This is a genomic window from Oceanimonas smirnovii ATCC BAA-899 (genome assembly GCF_000381965.1).
In the GTDB taxonomy this organism is placed as follows: Bacteria; Pseudomonadota; Gammaproteobacteria; order Enterobacterales; family Aeromonadaceae; genus Oceanimonas; species Oceanimonas smirnovii.
Window position 1 is genome coordinate 102,542 of the sequence record NZ_KB908458.1, and the last position, 18,725, is coordinate 121,266.

Genomic DNA, 18,725 nt, shown 5'->3' on the forward strand with positions numbered 1-18,725 from the left:
ATCTACAAGAGTTTCTTTATGGCAGTGTTTACCTCGGCACCCGAATCCTTGTGTTTGCTGCGTTTATCCGCCATTGGCGACTGCTGTCATGCGGTTGCGCTGGTGCAGGCCATTCAGCGCCAGTGGCCCCAGACCCGCATTACCTGGGTGACCGGCAAGGTGGAAGCCCGGCTGTTAAGTCAGCTGCATAATGTTGAAATTATTACTTTCAACAAAAGTGACGGCTGGCGGGCCTATACCACCCTGTGGCAACAACTGCGCGGCCGCCGCTTTGATGCCCTGCTGCATATGCAGGCAGCCATACGAGCCAGCATTGCCAGCATGGGCATTCGCGCCCGCTACCGGCTCGGGTTTGAGCGGGAGCGGGCCAAAGATGGCCAGTGGCTGTTTACCAATCTGAAGGTAGCGGCTGAAGGAGAGCATGTGGCCGACGGCTTTATGAGCTTTGGCAAGACGCTGGGAGTAACGGATACCAGGCCCCGGTGGAGCTGGCCCATTGACCCTGAAGCACAAACACTGGCTGCTAAACACCGGGATCAGCGTCCGCTGCTGCTGATTTGCCCCGCTGCCAGCAAGGCCTACAAGAACTGGACCGCTGAGGGCTATGCCGCGCTGGCCGATCATGCTCATCACAAAGGGATGAAGGTCATACTGATTGGCAGCCCGGCCAGAATGGAGCAGGATCTGGCAGCGAACATTCAGCAACTAACGGCAAATATCGACGAAAATCTGGTTGGCCAAACCAGCCTGCCCGAGCTGATGGCACTGATTAACAGCGCCAGCCTGGTGGTGGCACCCGACACCGGTCCGGCCCACATGGCCACCCTCACCGGCACGCCGGTGCTGGGGCTCTATGCCCATCATAACCCGGCCCGTACTGGCCCTTATTATTGCCGGGATTATGTGGTTAGTGTGTACAAAGAAGCCCTGCTGGCAGAAACCGGTAAAACGCCCGCCGAGCTGCCCTGGCGAACCCGGGTAAAGGACGAAAATGCCATGCAGCGCATTACCATTGAGCAGGTCACCGCACAGTTTGACCGCATCTGCCACGACTTTAATCTGTTACAGGAGCCGTCATGAACCGTCCTACCCTCGCCGCCGTGCTGATCGTTAAAAACGAGGCCAACAACCTGGCCGACTGCCTTGCCACTCTCAGCTGGGTGGATGAGATAGTGGTGATGGACTCGGGCAGCACAGACAATACTCAGGCGGTGGCAGAGGCTGCCGGTGCCCGCTTTTTTGTGAATGATCAGTGGCCGGGCTTTGGCCCTCAACGCCGGCTGGCTCAAAGCAAGGTGAATTCCGACTGGGTGCTGTGGATAGATGCGGACGAGCGGGTCACACCGGAGCTGCGCCAAAGTATAGAGGCAGTGCTGAATAACCCTTCCAGCAATACAGTTTATTCCATTCCGCGGCTGTCCTGGGTGTTTGGCCGTTATATTCGCCACTGCGGCTGGTATCCCGACAGAGTGCTGCGGCTCTACCCCAAGGCACTGACCGGCTATAACGACGCCCTGGTGCATGAAAAGGTGGAGACTGGCCCGGGCATACACATAGTGCCGCTTACCGGTGATCTGCTGCATTACACCTACCGTGATTTACAGCATTATCTGGTGAAATCCGCCGGTTATGCTGCCGCCTGGGCCGAACAACGCCAGCAGCGGGGCAAAAAAAGTTCACTCACTCAGGGCCTGCTGCACGGCATTGGCTGCTTTATGAAAATGTATGTGGTGAAGGCCGGTTTTCTTGATGGCAGGCAGGGCCTGCTGCTATGCCTGCTGTCGGCGCATTCCACCTTTGTGAAATACGCCGATCTGTGGATCAGGACAGAAACGACGCCGCCCAGGGAGTAACCTTTTCAGCCACGGCGTTCACATTCACACTGCTCATATCTTCCGCTTCGGCCCCTGCCGGCGGATGAAAGGCCAGATGGCGGCCCTCGCTGTTCAGCGGCCGCCAGCGCAGTGGTGTGGCGGAGCGGCGCAGGGGAAAGAAGCCCACCGTAGGCACATCCAGCGCAGCGGCAATATGCAACGGTCCGGTACTGCCGGCCACAAACAGCTGGCCACAGGCCAGCAGCCGGCAAAAATCAGGCAGCGGCAGGTCACTGGCTACCACAGCTCCCTCACTCACCATGCCGGCCACCTCCCGGGCCAGCGCTTCTTCTCCCGGGCCGGCGGTCAGTAGTACTTGCGCCACAGGAAAGTCCGCCTTCAGCCGGTTAATAAGTCCGGCATATTGCCCCGCACTCAGATTATTGGCCGAGCCGCCGCTGCCCGCATGCACCAACAGCCAGGGCTGCTCAGCGTTAATGCCAAGGCGCTCAGCCTGCTGCTTACGAAAACCGGCCAGATCAGCAGCGTCAAAGCTCAGATAAGGGGCGACCGGCTCCACCGGCGCAATGCCATTTTTAGCCAGAAAGGCGCGCACCAGATCCAGATTGTATTCATACTCCGGCTTGGCCGATTCGGAACGGCGTTGTTTTACCCTGTGGTTATACAGCAGCTGGGCCAGCTTGGTGGCCGGTGCCCAGCGCTGAGCAATGCCCGCCTGCCACATCAGCCTGGCGTTGCGAAAATTAGAAAAAAGACAGATAACAGCGTCGAAATTACCGGTTTCAAGCTGCTTGAGCAGATCGCTCTGTGCTTCAGCATTCCCACCCTTGCCCGGATCAATCAGCACATCATCAATACTGGGACAGAGTGCAGCCAGCGGCTGAGTATAGCCCGGCACCAGAGCGGTAATATGGCAGTCGAGAGACGCCTTCAGCATGGCAAAAGCCGGCCAGGCCAGCATAAAGTCACCGATCTTGTCATTACGTACCACCAGTATTCGTTTCATTCCGCGCTCCCGCTTGCTCATTTGCTGGGGTATTCTACCTTAAAGTTTTTTCTCTGTTTTTGTTTATAAGGAACCGACATGAGCATCAGGGTCATTTACCCCGGCACTTTCGATCCCATTACCAACGGCCACCTGGACCTGATTGAACGGGCATCACAACTGTTTGACGAAGTGGTTGTGGGCGTGGCTTTCAGCCCGAGCAAACGGCCCATGTTTGAGCTGGACGAACGGGTGGCGCTGGTGCAGCAAGTGATTGCCCATGCACAGCTGAGCAATGTGACCGTGGTGGGCTTCTCCGGCCTGCTGGTGGACTTTGCCAGAGATCATAACGCCACCGTGCTGGTACGGGGCCTGCGGGCGGTATCGGACTTTGAGTATGAATTTCAGCTGGCCAACATGAACCGGCGGCTGATGCCGGAACTGGAAAGCGTGTTTCTCACCCCGGCCGAAGAAAATTCCTTTATCTCCTCCACCCTGGTAAAGGAAGTGGCCATTCATGGCGGCGATATCAGCCAGTTCGTGCCCGATGCCGTGCGCAAGGCCATCGCGCAAAAGCTGGGGTAAACGCTCGCTTTTGTGCGAACCCGCAACGCAAAGCGGCAGCGCGGTTGCACTCCGCCGACACGCTACAAGTACTTCCATGTAACGCTCGAAAATGCCATCCGTGGCATTTTATGGTCGGCTCCGGCAATCCCCGCTGCCGCTTTGAGAAGCATCTGTGCTGACTGTCGAATGCTAACCGTCAGCTCCTTGCTCACCTGAGGAGGACAAAGGGTGTCTGCTTCGCCGCGCCCTCTGCGCCAGGGAAGGCGCAGCGGAGCTCCCACGGATGGGTTTACGGCGTGCCGGCGAAGTAGTGCACTTTGGCCGACGAGTATGCGCTTTATGACAAACGGCGGTTTTTTCAACGCTGGCAGCGCCCGCAAAACACAGTGCTGCGGCCATTCATGCGGATTTCCTTCAGCAGGCTGCCGCAGTGCACGCAGGGCTGCTCAGCCCGGCCGTATACCTGCAGCTCCTGCACAAAATAGCCGGGCTTGCCGTCACTGCCGGTAAAGTCTTTTAACGTGGTGCCGCCCTGGCCGATAGCGCGGGCCAGCACGGTTTTAATTTCTTCCGTCAGTTTCACATAACGTGCCCGGCTGATACTGCCCGCTTCCCGCTGAGGGTGGATACCCGCCGCAAACAATGACTCATTGGCATAGATATTGCCCACCCCCACCACAGTATGGTTATCCATAATAAACTGCTTAACGGCCGTTTTTCGGCCCCGGCTGCGGGTAAACAAATGATCATGGTTAAAATCATCGGTGAGCGGCTCCGGGCCCAGCTTCGCCAGCAGCGGGTGTTGTTCTGCAGGCTCGCGGGTCCACAACAGGCAGCCAAAGCGACGCGGGTCGTTCAGCCGCAGCAGCTTGCCGTTGGCAAACTCAATATCGACATGATCGTGCTTTCCCGCTGGGGTGCCATGGGGCAGCACACGCAGGTTGCCGGACATACCCAGATGCAGAATGGCGGTGCCCCAGTCGGTTTCCAGCAACAGATATTTGGCCCGGCGGCGTATGCCGGTCACGGTAAGACCGGCCAGTTCCTGTATCTCTGCCGGCACCGGCCAGCGCAGGCTGGCATTACGCACCACCACCCGCATCACAGACTCCCCCAGCAGATGCGGGGTAATGCCCAGACGACTCACTTCCACTTCCGGTAACTCCGGCATCACTGTCTCCTTCAGGTATCCCGGCGGCAGTATAGCCGGTGCTGCGGGCATAAAAAAACCCGGCCGAAGCCGGGTTTTTAAGAGGGTAAAATCTTACTTGATTTTGCCTTCTTTGTAGATCACATGCTGGCGAACAACGGGATCAAACTTTTTGATTTCCATTTTTTCGGGCATGTTGCGCTTGTTCTTGGTAGTGGTATAGAAGTGACCAGTACCAGCGCTGGAGTTCAGGCGGATTTTCTCGCGAATACCTTTAGCAGCCATGAGTTATCTCCTTAGACCTTTTCGCCACGGGCACGCAGGTCAGCCAGGACACTGTCGATACCTTTCTTGTCGATAATACGCATACCCTTGGTGGTGATGCGCAGTTTTACAAAACGCTTTTCGCTCTCAACCCAGAAACGGTGAGTTTGCAGGTTGGGCAGGAAGCGACGCTTGGTGGCGTTATTCGCGTGAGAGCGGTTGTTACCAACAGCTGGCCGCTTACCAGTTACTTGGCATACTTTAGACATGTCAGTCTTCTCCAAAACTTACTTTTGCTCGAGCAATGATACCCCGATTGGCCGTCTTTCGGGGCAAAATAAGGCGGCAATTTATACAGCAAATTCAGCTCGAGATCAACAACAAGCCAAACGCGCGGCAATTTAAAGCCAGCCACGTTCGGCAAAAGATACGGTTTCGCCATCGCCGACGACCAGATGGTCCAGCACGCGAATATCCAGCAGCCCCAGGGCGGCCTGTATACGCTCGGTGATCATGCGATCCGCCCGGCTGGGCTCGGCCACTCCGGACGGGTGATTATGCACCAAAATCACAGCGGCAGCACCCCGTTTCAGCGCCAGGGCGACGATTTCTCGCGGATAGACCGCCGCGGCATCCAGCGTGCCATAAAATAACTCGTTAAATTCAATCACTCTGTGCTGATTATCCAGCAACAGCAGCGCAAACACTTCCCGGGGCTGATCTCTCAGCTTGAGCTGCAGAAACTCCCGGGTTAAATCGGGGCTGGTCAGGGCGTGCTCCCGCTTTAACCGCTCGTCCAGAAAGCGCCGCATCAGCTCCATGCAGGCCTGCAACTGCACAAACTTGGCCGGCCCCAGCCCAGGCCCTTCACAGAACTGGTGTATATCTGCCTGCAACAGCGCTCGTAACGAGCCAAACTGCTCCAGCAATACGCGAGCCAGAGTCACGGCATCCATGCCTTTAGTGCCAATACGCAAAAAAATGGCCAGTAATTCCGCATCCGACAAGCTGGCCGCTCCCCGGCTCAGCAGTTTTTCCCGCGGGCGTTCGTCTTCCGGCCAGTTTCTGATGCTCATGCTGTTTCTCCTGTCAGAACCAACACATTTGAATCTGAAGCTTAAGCCTAGTCCAAAGACCACAGCCGTCAGTGATTGTGATAATCTTGCCGGCAAGATTTAAGGAGAACACCGTTATGTCTGTTGCAGGAAAACGCATTGTTATCGGCATGAGCGGCGGCATTGCTGCCTATAAGGTGCCCGAGCTGGTGCGCCGGCTGAAAGAGCGGGGAGCCGAGATCAAAGTCATCATGACGGCTTCAGCAGAGGCATTTATTACGCCGCTTACCCTGCAGGCTGTGTCCGGTGAGCCGGTATCCGATGCGTTACTCGACCCGGCAGCCGAAGCCGGCATGGGCCATATTGAGCTGGCCAAATGGGCCGACCTGCTGCTGATTGTCCCTGCCAGTGCCAATACACTTGCCCGGCTGGCTGCCGGCATGGCGGACGATTTGCTCACGACCGTCGCCCTGGCCACCGCGGCCCCGCTGGCGGTGGCTCCGGCCATGAACCAGCAAATGTATCGTCATGCCGCCACTCAGGCCAACCTGGCTACCCTGCAGGACAGGGGCGCTTATATCTGGGGCCCGGCACAGGGAGAGCAGGCGTGCGGCGATGTGGGCCCGGGGCGCATGCTGGAGCCCATGGCGCTGGTGGCAAACGTGGAGCAGCACTTTGCCCCCAAAGCACAGCCCCTGGCCGGCGTAAAACTCATGCTGACCGCCGGCCCCACCCGTGAAGCCCTGGATCCGGTGCGCTATATCTCTAACCACAGTTCGGGCAAAATGGGCTTTGCCCTGGCTGCTGCCGCCCGGGCATTGGGTGCCGAGGTTACGCTGGTCAGCGGTCCGGTTCACCTTGCCACTCCCGCCGGCGTGCATCGCATTGATGTGGAAAGCGCACAAGACATGTTTGACGCCGTGATGGCCGGCATTGCTGAGCAGAATATCTTCATTGCCTGCGCCGCCGTGGCCGATTATTCCCCCAAGATGGTGGCATCGCACAAGATCAAGAAGACTCATGCCGATAATATGGTAGTGGAGCTGGCCAAAAATCCCGACATAGTGGCCACGGTCGCGGCTCTGCCACAAAAGCCCTTTACCATAGGGTTTGCTGCGGAAACTCAGGAGGTGGAGAAATACGCCCTTGATAAACTCACGCGCAAAAATCTCGACATGATCGCCGCTAATGACGTATCCGGCAGCGATCGTGGCTTTAACAGCGACCAAAATGCATTAACCCTGTTCTGGCCCGGCGGGCAGCATCGTCTGCCGCTGGCCGATAAAACCGCGCTGGCCGAACAACTACTGACACTGATTGCGAAGCGATACCATGACATCCATTGAACTGAAAATTCTAGACCCCAGAGTAGGCACCGACTTTCCCCTGCCCGCCTACGCCACCCCTGGCTCCGCCGGCATGGATTTGCGTGCCTGTCTGGATGAGCCGCTCACTCTGGCCCCCGGCGACACTCAGCTGCTGCCCACCGGCCTTGCGATTCACATTCAGGATCCGGGGCTGTGCGCCACCATTTTGCCCCGCTCCGGTCTGGGCCATAAACATGGCATTGTGCTGGGCAACCTGGTGGGATTGATTGACTCCGACTATCAGGGCCAGCTGATGGTATCCTGCTGGAACCGTGGTAAAGACAGTTTCACCATTGCCCCCGGAGAGCGTATTGCTCAGCTGGTTATTCTGCCGGTGGTACAGGCGCAATTCACGCTGGTGAACGACTTTGATCAAAGCGAGCGCGGAGAAGGCGGTTTCGGCTCTTCCGGCCGCCACTAACCGGACAGTTTCATGGCCAATACCACTGCAAATAAGAAAAACCGGCGGGAGCAAATTCTGCAGGCACTGGCGCACATGCTGGAAACCAGCCCGGGCCAGCGCATTACCACCGCCAAGCTGGCAGCAGAAGTAGGTGTGTCGGAAGCCGCGCTTTACCGGCATTTTCCCAGCAAGGCCCGTATGTTTGAAGGGCTGATCGACTTTATTGAAGAGGCGCTGTTCTCCCGCATTAATCTGATCATGCAGGATGAAAAAGACAGCAATCTGCGGCTGTGCTACCTGCTGCAGCTGGTGCTGGGATTTTGTGAACGCAACCCGGGCATTACCCGGCTGCTGAACGGTGATGCGCTGCAGGGCGAACACGAACGCCTGCTGGCCCGCATCAACCAATTGTTTGAACGGCTGGAAACTCAGCTCAAGCAAATTATGCGGGAACGCCGCCTGTATCAGGGCGAGGGCTATGCCGAAAGCGAAACCGTGCTGGCCACTTTGCTGCTGGCTTATATGGAAGGCCGCATTAACCAGTATGTGCGCAGCCAGTTCCGTAAAAAGCCCACAGAACATTTCGACAGCCACTGGCAACTGCTGCACCGGCAGCTGGCAGCGGTGTAACCACGCTTTCCTTTATTTCAATAACAACGAGGCACGACAGAATGGAAACCGAACTGCTTAATGCCGCTTTTTTACAGGATGCGCAAAGCTGGATAGTGAACAATCAGGAGCTGATTATTCGTTATACCGTCAATATTGCTGCTGCGTTAATCACTCTGATCATCGGCTTTATTGCTGTGGGCATGCTGACCGGGGGCATGAACAAGGTGCTCAAGGCGCGCAATGTTGACAGCACTATTTCCGACTTTGTGACCAGCCTGCTCAAATATGGCCTGCTGGCCTTTGTGATTATTGCCGCCCTCAGCCGGGTAGGAGTGCAAACCGCATCTTTTGTGGCCGTGGTGGGTGCTGCCGGTCTGGCCATTGGTCTGGCGCTGCAGGGGTCGCTGTCCAACTTTGCCGCCGGCGTGCTGCTGATTGGCTTTCGCTTCTTCAAGGCCGGCGACTACATTGAGGCCGCCGGCACTGCCGGCACAGTGCACTCGGTACAGATTTTTACCACTATTCTGATGACCCCGGATAACCGCATGATTGTGGTGCCCAACTCCAAAATTCTTAATGACAGAATCGTCAACTATTCCAAAGAGAGCACCCGCCGGCTGGACCTGGTAATTGGCGTATCTTACAGTGCCGATCTTCAGCTCACCAAAGAGGTGCTCACCCGTATTATTGAAGAAGAGCCCCGCGTGCTGAAAGAGCCGGCCTGCCGCATTGCGGTAAATGAGCTGGGTGCATCTTCGGTGGACTTTATCGTGCGCCCCTGGGTGAAGGCGGAAGACTACTGGAATCTGAAGTTCGATCTGCTGGAAAAAATAAAGAACGAGCTGGATGCCAATAATATCGGTATACCCTTTCCGCAGATGGATGTGCATCTGTTCAAGCAGGACAAGGCCTGAACATAAGGTCAGTTTACAAAAAAGCCGCTTTCAGCGGCTTTTTTATTGTTTGTTAAATACCGTACTGTTCCCGGTAAGCCCGCACCCGCTCCAGGTGCTCGCTCATCTCCGGCTGCTCGCTCAGATATTCGATCAAATCGCCAAGAGTAATAATGGCGGTCACCTCGGCGTTGTAATCCCGCTCCACTTCCTGAATGGCAGACAGCTCGCCCTTGCCCTTTTCCTGCCGGTCCAGCGCAATCAGCACACCGGCCAGTTCGGCACCGTTGGCCTGAATAATGTCCATGGACTCACGAATGGCGGTGCCGGCGGTGATCACATCGTCTACCAGCATAATGCGACCAGCCAGAGGGCTGCCCACCAGATTGCCGCCTTCGCCGTGATCCTTGGCTTCCTTGCGGTTAAAGCAGTAAGGCACGTCCTGATCGTACACTTCCGCCAGCTGCACTGCGGTGGCACTGGCAATGGGAATCCCCTTGTAAGCCGGGCCAAACAGCACGTCATACTGAACGCCCGCATCTACCAGAGCAGCAGCATAGAAACGACCCAGACGGGCCAGATCCCGGCCGCTGTTAAACAGGCCGGCATTAAAGAAATAAGGGCTCTTGCGCCCCGACTTCAGGGTAAATTCGCCAAATTTCAGCACCTGCTTGCTCATGGCGAATTCAATAAACTCTCGCTGGTAGGCTTTCATTCTGCTCTCCGCAATGTCATTCAATAAGTTAAGAGGCTGGCCGTGTTCAGCCGGCAATCATCTGGCGCTGATACTCCACCAGCTCATTCACCGCCTTGCGCGCCAGTGCCAGCATGGCCAGCAGCTCGTCGTGGCTGAAAGGGGCTGCTTCGGCGGTGCCCTGCACCTCAATCATGTGGCCTTCGGCGGTCATTACCACGTTCATGTCGGTGTCGGCTTTGGAATCTTCGGTGTATTCCAGATCCGCCACCGGCTGGCCGTCCACAATACCCACCGAAATGGCGGCCACCAGAGTCTTGAGCGGATTGTGCACTATCATGCCCTCGGCCTTCATCCAGTTCAGAGCATGGGCCAGAGCCACACAGGCACCGGTAATGGCGGCGGTGCGGGTGCCACCGTCGGCCTGGATTACGTCGCAGTCCACGGTAATGGTGTATTCACCCAGCTTGTCCAGATCCATGGCGGCGCGCAGCGAGCGGCCAATCAGCCGCTGAATTTCCATGGTGCGGCCACCCTGCTTGCCCCGGGCGGCTTCCCGGTCCATACGGCTGTGGGTGGAGCGCGGCAGCATGCCGTATTCGGCGGTCACCCAGCCCTGGCCCTTGCCGCGCAAAAAGCGCGGCACGCCTTTCTCTACCGAGGCGGTACACAGCACCTTGGTGTGACCAAATTCCACCAGCACAGAGCCTTCTGCATGACAGGTATAGTTAGGGGTAATGGTAACGGGGCGAATTTCGTCTGCCGCTCGTCCTGACGCTCGTTCGGTCATGGTGTTCTCCTGTTGGTCTGAGTGGTGCTGCCCGGCGGGCAAACCGGAGCATTATAAAGAAAGCGCCGGCCCAATGCATGCGGCCCGACATTGGCGACCGCGCCCGGCTGTGTCACACTTCATGATTACCTTTTAACACACAGCAGGAATCACATGATCCACAGCATGACCGCCTTTGCCCGGCAGGAGTTCAAACAGGACTGGGGCACCGCCGTATGGGAGCTTCGCTCGGTAAACCAGCGCTATCTGGAAACCTACACTCGGCTGCCTGAGCAGTTTCGTGGCCTGGAGCCCATGGTGCGGGAAAAACTGCGTGCCAGACTGCAGCGGGGCAAAGTGGAATGCGCCCTGCGTTTTGAAAGCAATCAGGCCAGCCAGGGCGAGCTGCACATTAACAGGGCGCTGGCCGAGCAGCTGATTGAAGGGGCCACCTGGGTCATGGACAAGGCCGGCCAGGGCTCTCTGAATCCGGTAGATATTCTGCGCTGGCCCGGCGTAATGGAAACCCAGGCGCAGGACATGGACGCCATCGGCAAGGCCCTGCTGGACGGGCTGGACACCGTTATTAACGACTTTCTGGCTGCCCGGGCCAGCGAAGGCGACAAACTCAAGGTCCTGATAGAACAGCGCCTGGCCGGCATTGAGCAGGAAGTGGCCAAAGTGAGCGCCAATATGCCCGCCATTATGGAATGGCAGCGCCAGCGCCTGCGGGACCGTTTTGAAGAAGCCAAAATTGAGCTGGACGCTCAGCGGCTGGAGCAGGAAATGGTGTTGCTGGCCCAGAAGGTAGACGTGGCCGAAGAGCTGGACCGGCTCACCGCTCACATCACCGAAACCCGCAAGATCCTGAAAAAAGGCGGCCCCTGCGGCCGGCGTCTCGACTTTATGATGCAGGAATTCAACCGGGAGTCGAACACACTTGGATCCAAGTCTATCAATGCCGACATCACCGCCAGCGCCGTGGAGCTGAAGGTGCTGATTGAGCAGATGCGCGAGCAGATCCAGAACATCGAATAAAAAATCTGGCCTCGCGGCTTGCTAAAAACGGGGCCCTGGCGTGCTAAAGTAACCTGGTCTTAAGGCCGTTAATGCCACAGGAGCCCCCGTGAAGGCGCACATTGTTATTGCCAACCGACTCATCAAGCTTGCTGCCAACATCACCAAGGTGCTGAGCTATGCTTTTCATTACTTTTTTCCAGACAAGCGTTTTACCCTGCCGGCGCGCTCCGGGGCGCTGATTAAAGGCGCGGACAGGGCCATCCCCCGCATCATCTGGCAGACCAATTACACCGATAAAGCCACCCTGCCGGTTTATCTTAACTACCTGTTCAACCGCATTATGTCGCCCACTTTTGAGTATCGCTTCATGATCACAGAGGCGCGGGCTGCGTTTGTGAAAGCCAACTACTCTCCGGAGATTTTTGAAGCTTACTCCCGGCTGCAAATTGGGGCTTCTCAGGCCGATTTCTGGCGTATTCTGGTGCTGCAAAAGTACGGCGGAGTGTATCTGGATATTGATGCGCATGCCGTGTGGCCGCTGGGTTACACCATTCGCCCTGAGCATGAAGAGCTGTATATCATTCGCAAAAACAACGAACTCACTAATTACTTTATTGCCAGCAAACCGAATAACCCCAATCTGCAGAAACTGATTGAACAGGTGCTCACCAATATTCGGGAAAACACCATTCAGGGCGTATACAACCTGACCGGCCCGGGCGTATTCAACAGCGTGCTCAACTACCAACAAGTGCCCACCACCTGGTATCGCCACACCTGCAGCCAGGGCAGCTTTACCAACGAGCACTTTCAGTACATCGACAAGCCTCAAGGCAAATGGACCAAGGAGCAACACAAGGTCGATGTGGTGCGGCAGAATCCACCAGCAAAAGAAAAACCCGGCAACGACTGATTTCCATCGCCGAGAGCAAACGTCTTTCCCTCGGCGTTAGTTTGCGTTGCTGTCACAATGCACAGCTTCCATGGTATGAATTGATACGCTCATACCATGGCCTCTTTATACACTTTCTCGACTTTATCAAAGCTGGGTACACCCTCTAAGCGGGTCAGCGTGGTGAGCTTCATGGAGTTTTTCATTGGCCTGTGCGGCACTTCTGTGACGGGTGCTTGGCTCTGGCCTTCCAAAACAGCGTTAACCCTGCCCCCGACGATTACTCCACGATTGCACCCGCTTCACGAAATCTTATTTCGTTTCTCAGATTGCACTGTACTTGTTGCAAAAAAGGACTCAAATTACTACCAGGTTGCGTACAGAAGCATCAATAACGTCTGCAACATTTAATAAAACAAAACGAGCACCGCCGGCAAGGCATGCCGGTGTACTTCAGGGAGAAGAAGATGAATCGCTGGCACCGCCTTAGCATGCGTACCCGTTTGTTTACCGCCATGGCCTTGTTGCTGGCTGTGCTGGTTTTGCTGGTTGTTATTTTGCAATCTTCGTTTAACAGCCGGGACCGGCTGGCGCGTCTGCAGTCAGACGAGCTGCCCACTGCCCTGTCGGCCATCGCCGCGCAAATTCAGTCCCGGTTAAATGTGGCCATTACCGGCTCTGAGGCGCTGGTTAACAATCCCTTTATTCTGGACTGGATTAAAGCCGGCTCACCGGCGGAGCAACTGCCCGCCATGAAGGCTGCCATGGCCCAGACTCTGAGTTCGCTAAGCGCCAGCGCTGTGTTTATGGCTACCAACTATGGGGGCCAGGTGCGTTATCATCATTATGAAAATGGTGAGCTACACTGGCGTAGCATGTCGGCCGACAATGCCGACGACGCCTGGTATTTCGATTATCTGCAACGCAAGCAACCCTTTGAGCTTAATCTCGACACCAACGCCTTCAGTAACGAGCAGTTGCTGATGTTTGTGAACTACCGCAGCGAAGCCGAAAACTTACAGGGGCAGCCCCTGAACGTGGCCGGCGGTGCCATGAACATGGCGCAGCTGGCCGCGCTTATCAGAGAGTTTCGCATCGGGGCTGAAGGCCGCGTTATGCTGGTGCAGCCGTCGGGTCTGGTGGATATTCATCCTGATATGTCTCAGGCCGGAGCGCTCGATTTAAGCCAGCAGCCGGCACTGAAAACCCTGCTGAGCCAGCAGCAAGAGCAGGGCCGTATTATTCGCATGGAACAACAAGGAAAAGAGCTGTTTGTGGGTGCTCTGTGGATTCCGGCATTGCAGCGCTTTCTGGTGGCCGAAGTGCCCACCGCCGATATTTACGGGGAAATTCGCCGCAACGAGCTGTTTACCCTTGGTATAGCTGTGTTGTTGCTGACCGCCGGACTGGCCCTGCTTTATCCCATGGCCGGAGCCCTGATAGCGCCGCTGAATGCGCTGCGCAGCCAGATCAGTGATATTGCCGGCCATCTGGATCTGAAAACACGGTTTACAACCCGGGATCAGGCGGAAATCGGCGAACTGTGCGAGCAACTGAACCGGCTAATCGCCCGGCTGCGGCAAACCCTCAGCGAAGTGCATCACGTCAGTGACGAAACTGAAGCCGTGGTGACTCAATTGCATGGCGGTGCCAGCGAGGCCAGCGACTCGTTTAATCAGCAGCAAACGGCACTGGAGCAGATTACTCAGGCCATGCACAACATCACCAGCCAGGTCACCGAGGTGGCCGGCAATGCCGGTCAGGCGGGACAATATTCGGAAGAAGGCAATGCCGTGCTCAAGGCAGCAGAGCAACAGCTGGAACAAAGTTATGTTGCCATCGGTCGTCTGGAGCAGGATATGCTGGACGCTAAAAACCACATGGAAGCGCTGCGCCGGCACAGTGACGACATTTTGCATGTACTGGAAGTGATCCGCAGTATTTCGGATCAAACCAATTTGCTGGCACTGAACGCCGCCATTGAAGCGGCCCGCGCCGGAGAGCATGGCCGAGGCTTTGCAGTGGTGGCCGATGAAGTGCGCCAGCTGGCTCAGCGCACCCAAAGCTCCACTACGGAAATTCAGAGTATTATTGATAACTTACGCACAGCCAGCCTGCAGGTAGCCGAGCAGATGGACGTAAGCGCCAACAGCACCCATCAGGGTTTAAACAGCCTGACCAGCACTCGCGAACAACTGCACAATATGAGCCTGCGCATGGAAGAGGTGTTCGCCATCAATAACAGCATGAGCACCAGCACCCGCGCTCAGCAGGAGGCCATCAGCCAGATCCATGAAGGCCTGCAACATCTGGCCGAACAGGGTGCCCGGGCCAGCAGCATGGTGCAGCAGGCAGCCGGTGCCAGTCAGCATTTAAGCCTGCAGGTAGGTCAGCTGCGGGAAAAAGTCATGGTGTTTCAGTGCTGAGCCTGCCAGCCGGGCCAGCTCATTTCCAGCTCCATGGGTGGTGCAGCGGGGGCCTGGCCGCACATTTCCTGATAGGCCGAGGCCTGCACCAGCACGCATCGGGTCACCTTTAATCCGGCCAGACGCTGACGGACGTGCTCTATGCTGCGAAACGACAGCACACGGCCATTTTCTGCTAAAGTCCGGCGCTCTTCACCCAGCTGGGCTTCAAGAGTATAAAGGCTCATATCATGGGAGTGCACGAACAGGGTGTCTATGTTCGTGCCCCGGGTCAGCAGCGTGTTCAGTTCCCACATAAAAAACTCCTTTTTACAGGTTCAACACAAATTCTTTTATCAGACCGGTGTTCTGCTCCAAGGCTTACCGATCAGTTTCCGTAAAAAAATAACTCGGAAATTACGAAGTTTTCGGCAGGAAAAAACTGATAGAGCCGAACCGACGTGCTGATCATAATGAAATCTGCGTGGAGGGCACTTCCGCAGCAAGCTATAGTTACTTTTTAATTGGCCGTTGCCTTTGCAGCGGCCATTTTTTTATGCCGGTCTTTCTGGTAGGATTGGCCGCCCCTGATCCCAGCCGGTGGCTGGATACGTATCACGAACGGGCAAATACTATGGCGCACATCGGTACCCTTTTTATTATTTCTTCCCCCAGCGGTGCGGGCAAATCCAGCCTGATCCGGGCTCTGCTCGACCGCCCCAGTACCGATGGCCGGCTGCAGGTATCGGTATCGCACACCACCCGCGCCCCTCGCCCGGGTGAAGAAAACGGTGTGCACTATCACTTTACCGACAAGTCTGATTTTAAAACCCTGATCGACCGGGGTGCCTTTTATGAATGGGCCGAAGTGTTCGGCAACTATTATGGCACATCCCGTGAATGGATTGATCAGCAGCTGGCAGAAGGCATTGATATTCTGCTCGACATCGACTGGCAGGGTGCCCGTCAGATTCGGGAGCAGTCGCCCGGGGCCAAGTCCATTTTTATTCTGCCCCCCAGCCGCGAAGAGCTGGAGCGCCGGCTGAACGCCCGCCAGCAAGACAGCGCCGACGTAATCAAGGGCCGTATGGCCAAGGCAGTGTCGGAAATGTCTCACTATCACGAATATGACTATTTGCTGGTGAACGACGATTTTGAGCATGCGCTCAATCAGCTCAGCGCCATTGTTCAGGCTGAGCGCGCTAACACCGGCAAGCAGGCCGCCCGTTACCAGAGCTTGCTTTCCCGGCTACTGGCGGAATAAGCTAATATCCATTAGAATTTTGCACCTTTTTTAATCATTGGAGTCTGTTATGGCCCGCGTTACTGTTGAAGATGCCGTAGAACAGGTTGGCAACCGTTTTGATCTGGTGCTGGTTGCAGCCCGTCGTGCCCGTCAGCTGGCTACTCAGGGCAAAGATGCGCTGGTAGAAGAAGAAAACGACAAGCCCACCGTTATTGCCCTGCGCGAAATTGAAGAAGGTCTGGTTAACCACGCCGTCATGGACGCCCAGGATCGTCAGGAACAGCAGGAAATGGAAGCCGCCGAGCTGGCAGCTGTGGCTGCCATTACCGAAGGCCGCGGCTAACACCGCCATTGCCTTGTTGACGGGCCCGCGCCATGCGGGCCCCTTGTTGCTGCAGCGCGTGTCAACGGCCTTGTTTGTCGGGGTATTCTCTTGTATCTGTTTGAACCACTGAAAGAAATCGCCGTCACCTATCTGCCGCCCGAGCAGATGGAGCAGCTTAAAGCTGCCTACATCGTTGCCCGCGATGCTCACCAGGGGCAAACCCGCTCCAGTGGTGAACCCTATATTACCCATCCCGTTGCCGTGGCCCGCATTTTGTGTGAAATGCACCTGGATCAGGAAACCCTGATGGCCGCGCTGCTGCACGACACCATAGAAGACACGCCGGTCACCTGGGAAATGCTCGAGCAGCAGTTTGGTGCCGATGTGGCCGAACTGGTGGAAGGCGTCTCCAAACTCGACAAGCTCAAGTTCCGGGATCGCAAAGAAGCCCAGACCGAGAACTTCCGCAAAATGGTGCTGGCCATGACCCAAGATATTCGGGTCATTCTGATCAAGCTGGCCGACCGCACCCATAATATGCGTACGCTGGGGTCTCTGCGTCCCGACAAACGCCGCCGCATTGCCCGGGAAACCCTGGAAATCTACGCCCCCATTGCTAACCGGCTGGGCATTCACAGCATCAAGAACGAGCTGGAAGAGCTGGGCCTGGAAGCCCTCTACCCCATGCGCACCCGTGTGCTGCGGGAGTCGGTGCGCCGGGCCCGGGGTAACCGCCGTGAAATTATCGAGTCCATTCTGGCGGAGATAAAAGGCCGGCTGGACGACGCTCATATAGAGGCACAGGTAAAGGGCCGGGAAAAGAACCTGTTCTCCATCTATAACAAGATGGTGAAAAAAGAGCTGCAGTTTCACGAGGTTATGGATATCTATGCCTTTCGCGTGATCGTAAAAGACATAGACACCTGCTACCGGGTGCTGGGCCAGATGCACACTCTGTTCAAGCCGCGGCCGGGCCGGTTCAAGGACTATATTGCCATTCCCAAAACCAACGGCTATCAGTCGTTGCACACTTCTCTGGTGGGTCCGCATGGGGTGCCAGTGGAAGTGCAGATCCGTACCGAATACATGGATCAGATGGCCGATAAAGGGGTGGCGGCACACTGGGCCTATAAACAGGACAGTGAAGCCTCGGGCACCACGGCACAGGTGCGGGCCCAGCGCTGGATGCAAAGCCTGCTGGAGCTGCAGCAGAGCGCCGGTTCCTCCTTTGAGTTTATCGAAGGGGTCAAAACCGATTTGTTCCCCGATGAAATTTATGTGTTCACCCCGGAAGGCCGTATTCTTGAGCTGCCAAGCGGTGCCACCGCGGTCGACTTTGCCTATGCGGTGCACACCGACATTGGCCATGCCTGCGTGGGTGCCCGGGTGGATCGTCAGCCTTATCCGCTCAGCCAGCCGCTGCACTCGGGCCAGACCATAGAAGTCATTACCGCTCCCAGTGCCCGGCCCAACGCCGCCTGGCTCAACTTTGTGGTGACCTCCCGCGCCCGTACCAAAATTCGTCAGTTTCTCAAGAATCTGCGCACCGAAGAGTCGGTACTGCTGGGCAAACGCCTGCTTAACCACGCGCTGGGTGCCAAAAACCTGGAAGATATTCCGGTGGAGCGGGTGGAGCGGGTGCTGCAGGACACCAAACACGGCTCCATTCACAATCTGCTGGCCGATATTGGCCTGGGCAACGCCATGAGCGTGGTAGTGGCGCGCCGGCTGCTGGACGATGCTCCTGCCGAAAGCCCGAAAGCCGTCAAGAAAATGCCCATTCGCGGGGCCGACGACATGCTGCTGAACTTTGCCAACTGCTGTCGCCCCATTCCCGGTGATCCCATAGTGGCGCACATCAGCCCGGGCCGGGGTCTGGTGGTGCACCTGGAGTCGTGCAAGAATATTCGCGGCTATAACAAAGAGCCCGATAAATACCTGCCGGTACAGTGGGATATGGAGCAGGATTTCGACTATGAGTTCAAAACCGAAATCGCCATCGAAATCATCAACCATCAGGGTGCTCTGGCAGAGCTGGCCAATGTGATTGCCGCCACCGGTGCCAATATTCACAGCATCGCCACCGAAGAAAAAGACGGCCGTGTTTATGTGGTGGATTTGCTGATCACTACCAAGAGCCGCATTCATCTGGCCAATATCATGCGCAAGATTCGGGTTACGCCCAACGTGCTCAAGGTGTATCGCCAGCGTAAGTAACACAGGTAAGAGGGCTACACTGGAAG

General features: G+C 56.5%; 21 protein-coding genes. 13 read left to right on the forward strand and 8 right to left on the reverse strand.

Annotated features, from left to right (window positions below; translation table 11 throughout):
- Positions 1-18 precede the first annotated feature (18 nt).
- Positions 19-1,080 carry a glycosyltransferase family 9 protein gene (locus G364_RS0107355; RefSeq protein ID WP_019934501.1) on the forward strand — a complete coding sequence of 354 codons (1,062 nt, stop codon included), beginning with the start codon at positions 19-21 and terminating at the stop codon, positions 1,078-1,080.
- Positions 1,077-1,853, forward strand: a complete 777-nt coding sequence (locus G364_RS0107360) for a glycosyltransferase family 2 protein (RefSeq protein ID WP_019934502.1) — start codon at positions 1,077-1,079, stop codon at positions 1,851-1,853. The genes G364_RS0107355 and G364_RS0107360 overlap by 4 nt, the downstream gene beginning before the upstream one ends.
- Here the strand turns inward: G364_RS0107360 and G364_RS0107365 are convergent.
- Positions 1,822-2,841 carry a glycosyltransferase family 9 protein gene (locus G364_RS0107365; protein WP_019934503.1) on the reverse strand — a complete coding sequence of 340 codons (1,020 nt, stop codon included), beginning with the start codon at positions 2,839-2,841 and terminating at the stop codon, positions 1,822-1,824. The genes G364_RS0107360 and G364_RS0107365 overlap by 32 nt on opposite strands.
- 78 nt (positions 2,842-2,919) lie before the next feature.
- On the opposite strand from G364_RS0107365, the gene coaD reads away from it, so the two are divergent.
- Positions 2,920-3,405: a pantetheine-phosphate adenylyltransferase gene (coaD, locus tag G364_RS0107370; protein ID WP_019934504.1), complete on the forward strand. Its 486-nt coding sequence runs from the start codon at positions 2,920-2,922 to the stop codon at positions 3,403-3,405.
- A 340-nt stretch (positions 3,406-3,745) separates the two neighbouring features.
- Here the strand turns inward: coaD and mutM are convergent, their stop codons facing one another.
- The 4 genes from mutM to radC all read right to left on the reverse strand — a co-directional run bounded on the left by mutM (position 3,746) and on the right by radC (position 5,877).
- Positions 3,746-4,558 (reverse strand): bifunctional DNA-formamidopyrimidine glycosylase/DNA-(apurinic or apyrimidinic site) lyase, encoded by an 813-nt coding sequence (mutM, locus tag G364_RS0107375; protein ID WP_019934505.1) that lies wholly within the window; start codon positions 4,556-4,558, stop codon positions 3,746-3,748.
- A 93-nt stretch (positions 4,559-4,651) separates the two neighbouring features.
- Positions 4,652-4,822, reverse strand: coding sequence for a 50S ribosomal protein L33 (rpmG, locus tag G364_RS0107380; RefSeq protein ID WP_019934506.1), 171 nt, complete (start codon positions 4,820-4,822; stop codon positions 4,652-4,654).
- Positions 4,823-4,833: 11 nt separating this feature from the next.
- Positions 4,834-5,070 (reverse strand): 50S ribosomal protein L28, encoded by a 237-nt coding sequence (gene rpmB / locus G364_RS0107385; RefSeq protein ID WP_014291125.1) that lies wholly within the window; start codon positions 5,068-5,070, stop codon positions 4,834-4,836.
- Between the two features lie 132 nt (positions 5,071-5,202).
- Positions 5,203-5,877 carry a RadC family protein gene (gene radC / locus G364_RS0107390; protein ID WP_019934507.1) on the reverse strand — a complete coding sequence of 225 codons (675 nt, stop codon included), beginning with the start codon at positions 5,875-5,877 and terminating at the stop codon, positions 5,203-5,205.
- Positions 5,878-5,993: 116 nt separating this feature from the next.
- Here radC and coaBC point away from each other — a divergent pair, with 116 nt between their 5' ends.
- Genes coaBC through mscS form a run of 4 tightly spaced genes read left to right on the forward strand, consistent with a single transcriptional unit; the run spans position 5,994 to position 9,152 of the window.
- Positions 5,994-7,202, forward strand: a complete 1,209-nt coding sequence (gene coaBC / locus G364_RS0107395; RefSeq protein WP_019934508.1) for a bifunctional phosphopantothenoylcysteine decarboxylase/phosphopantothenate--cysteine ligase CoaBC — start codon at positions 5,994-5,996, stop codon at positions 7,200-7,202.
- Positions 7,189-7,644 carry a dUTP diphosphatase gene (gene dut, locus G364_RS0107400; RefSeq protein ID WP_019934509.1) on the forward strand — a complete coding sequence of 152 codons (456 nt, stop codon included), beginning with the start codon at positions 7,189-7,191 and terminating at the stop codon, positions 7,642-7,644. The genes coaBC and dut overlap by 14 nt, the downstream gene beginning before the upstream one ends.
- A 12-nt stretch (positions 7,645-7,656) precedes the next feature.
- A complete protein-coding gene (gene slmA / locus G364_RS0107405; RefSeq protein WP_019934510.1) occupies positions 7,657-8,256 on the forward strand; it encodes a nucleoid occlusion factor SlmA in 600 nt (199 codons plus the stop codon).
- A gap of 41 nt (positions 8,257-8,297) precedes the next feature.
- On the forward strand, positions 8,298-9,152 hold the full coding sequence (gene mscS / locus G364_RS0107410; RefSeq protein WP_019934511.1) for a small-conductance mechanosensitive channel MscS: 855 nt from the start codon (positions 8,298-8,300) through the stop codon (positions 9,150-9,152).
- Between the two features lie 52 nt (positions 9,153-9,204).
- Here mscS and pyrE read toward each other — a convergent pair whose 3' ends face one another.
- Both pyrE and rph read right to left on the reverse strand, forming a co-directional pair.
- Positions 9,205-9,846 (reverse strand): orotate phosphoribosyltransferase, encoded by a 642-nt coding sequence (gene pyrE, locus G364_RS0107415; protein ID WP_019934512.1) that lies wholly within the window; start codon positions 9,844-9,846, stop codon positions 9,205-9,207.
- Positions 9,847-9,892: 46 nt separating this feature from the next.
- The gene (gene rph / locus G364_RS0107420; RefSeq protein ID WP_019934513.1) at positions 9,893-10,615 is read right to left on the reverse strand and encodes a ribonuclease PH; all 723 of its coding nucleotides are present in this window, start codon (positions 10,613-10,615) and stop codon (positions 9,893-9,895) included.
- A 153-nt stretch (positions 10,616-10,768) separates the two neighbouring features.
- Here rph and G364_RS0107425 point away from each other — a divergent pair, with 153 nt between their 5' ends.
- From G364_RS0107425 to G364_RS0107440, 3 genes are all read left to right on the forward strand, one after another.
- Positions 10,769-11,632 carry a YicC/YloC family endoribonuclease gene (locus tag G364_RS0107425; RefSeq protein ID WP_019934514.1) on the forward strand — a complete coding sequence of 288 codons (864 nt, stop codon included), beginning with the start codon at positions 10,769-10,771 and terminating at the stop codon, positions 11,630-11,632.
- An 88-nt stretch (positions 11,633-11,720) separates the two neighbouring features.
- Entirely contained in the window at positions 11,721-12,527 is an 807-nt protein-coding gene (locus G364_RS16435; protein ID WP_019934515.1) for a glycosyltransferase family 32 protein, read from the forward strand.
- A gap of 446 nt (positions 12,528-12,973) precedes the next feature.
- Positions 12,974-14,932 carry a methyl-accepting chemotaxis protein gene (locus G364_RS0107440; protein WP_019934516.1) on the forward strand — a complete coding sequence of 653 codons (1,959 nt, stop codon included), beginning with the start codon at positions 12,974-12,976 and terminating at the stop codon, positions 14,930-14,932.
- On the opposite strand, the gene G364_RS0107445 is transcribed toward G364_RS0107440, so the two are convergent.
- Positions 14,923-15,228 carry a DUF6482 family protein gene (locus G364_RS0107445; protein ID WP_019934517.1) on the reverse strand — a complete coding sequence of 102 codons (306 nt, stop codon included), beginning with the start codon at positions 15,226-15,228 and terminating at the stop codon, positions 14,923-14,925. The genes G364_RS0107440 and G364_RS0107445 overlap by 10 nt on opposite strands.
- 317 nt (positions 15,229-15,545) lie before the next feature.
- Between G364_RS0107445 and gmk the strand changes: the two genes are divergently transcribed.
- The 3 genes from gmk (at position 15,546) to spoT (ending at position 18,699) form a co-directional block, all read left to right on the forward strand.
- On the forward strand, positions 15,546-16,175 hold the full coding sequence (gene gmk, locus G364_RS0107450; protein ID WP_026344763.1) for a guanylate kinase: 630 nt from the start codon (positions 15,546-15,548) through the stop codon (positions 16,173-16,175).
- A 49-nt stretch (positions 16,176-16,224) separates the two neighbouring features.
- Complete coding sequence (gene rpoZ, locus G364_RS0107455) at positions 16,225-16,500, forward strand: DNA-directed RNA polymerase subunit omega (protein WP_019934519.1); 276 nt, start codon at positions 16,225-16,227, stop codon at positions 16,498-16,500.
- A gap of 90 nt (positions 16,501-16,590) precedes the next feature.
- Entirely contained in the window at positions 16,591-18,699 is a 2,109-nt protein-coding gene (gene spoT / locus G364_RS0107460) for a bifunctional GTP diphosphokinase/guanosine-3',5'-bis pyrophosphate 3'-pyrophosphohydrolase (protein ID WP_019934520.1), read from the forward strand.
- Positions 18,700-18,725 lie beyond the last annotated feature (26 nt).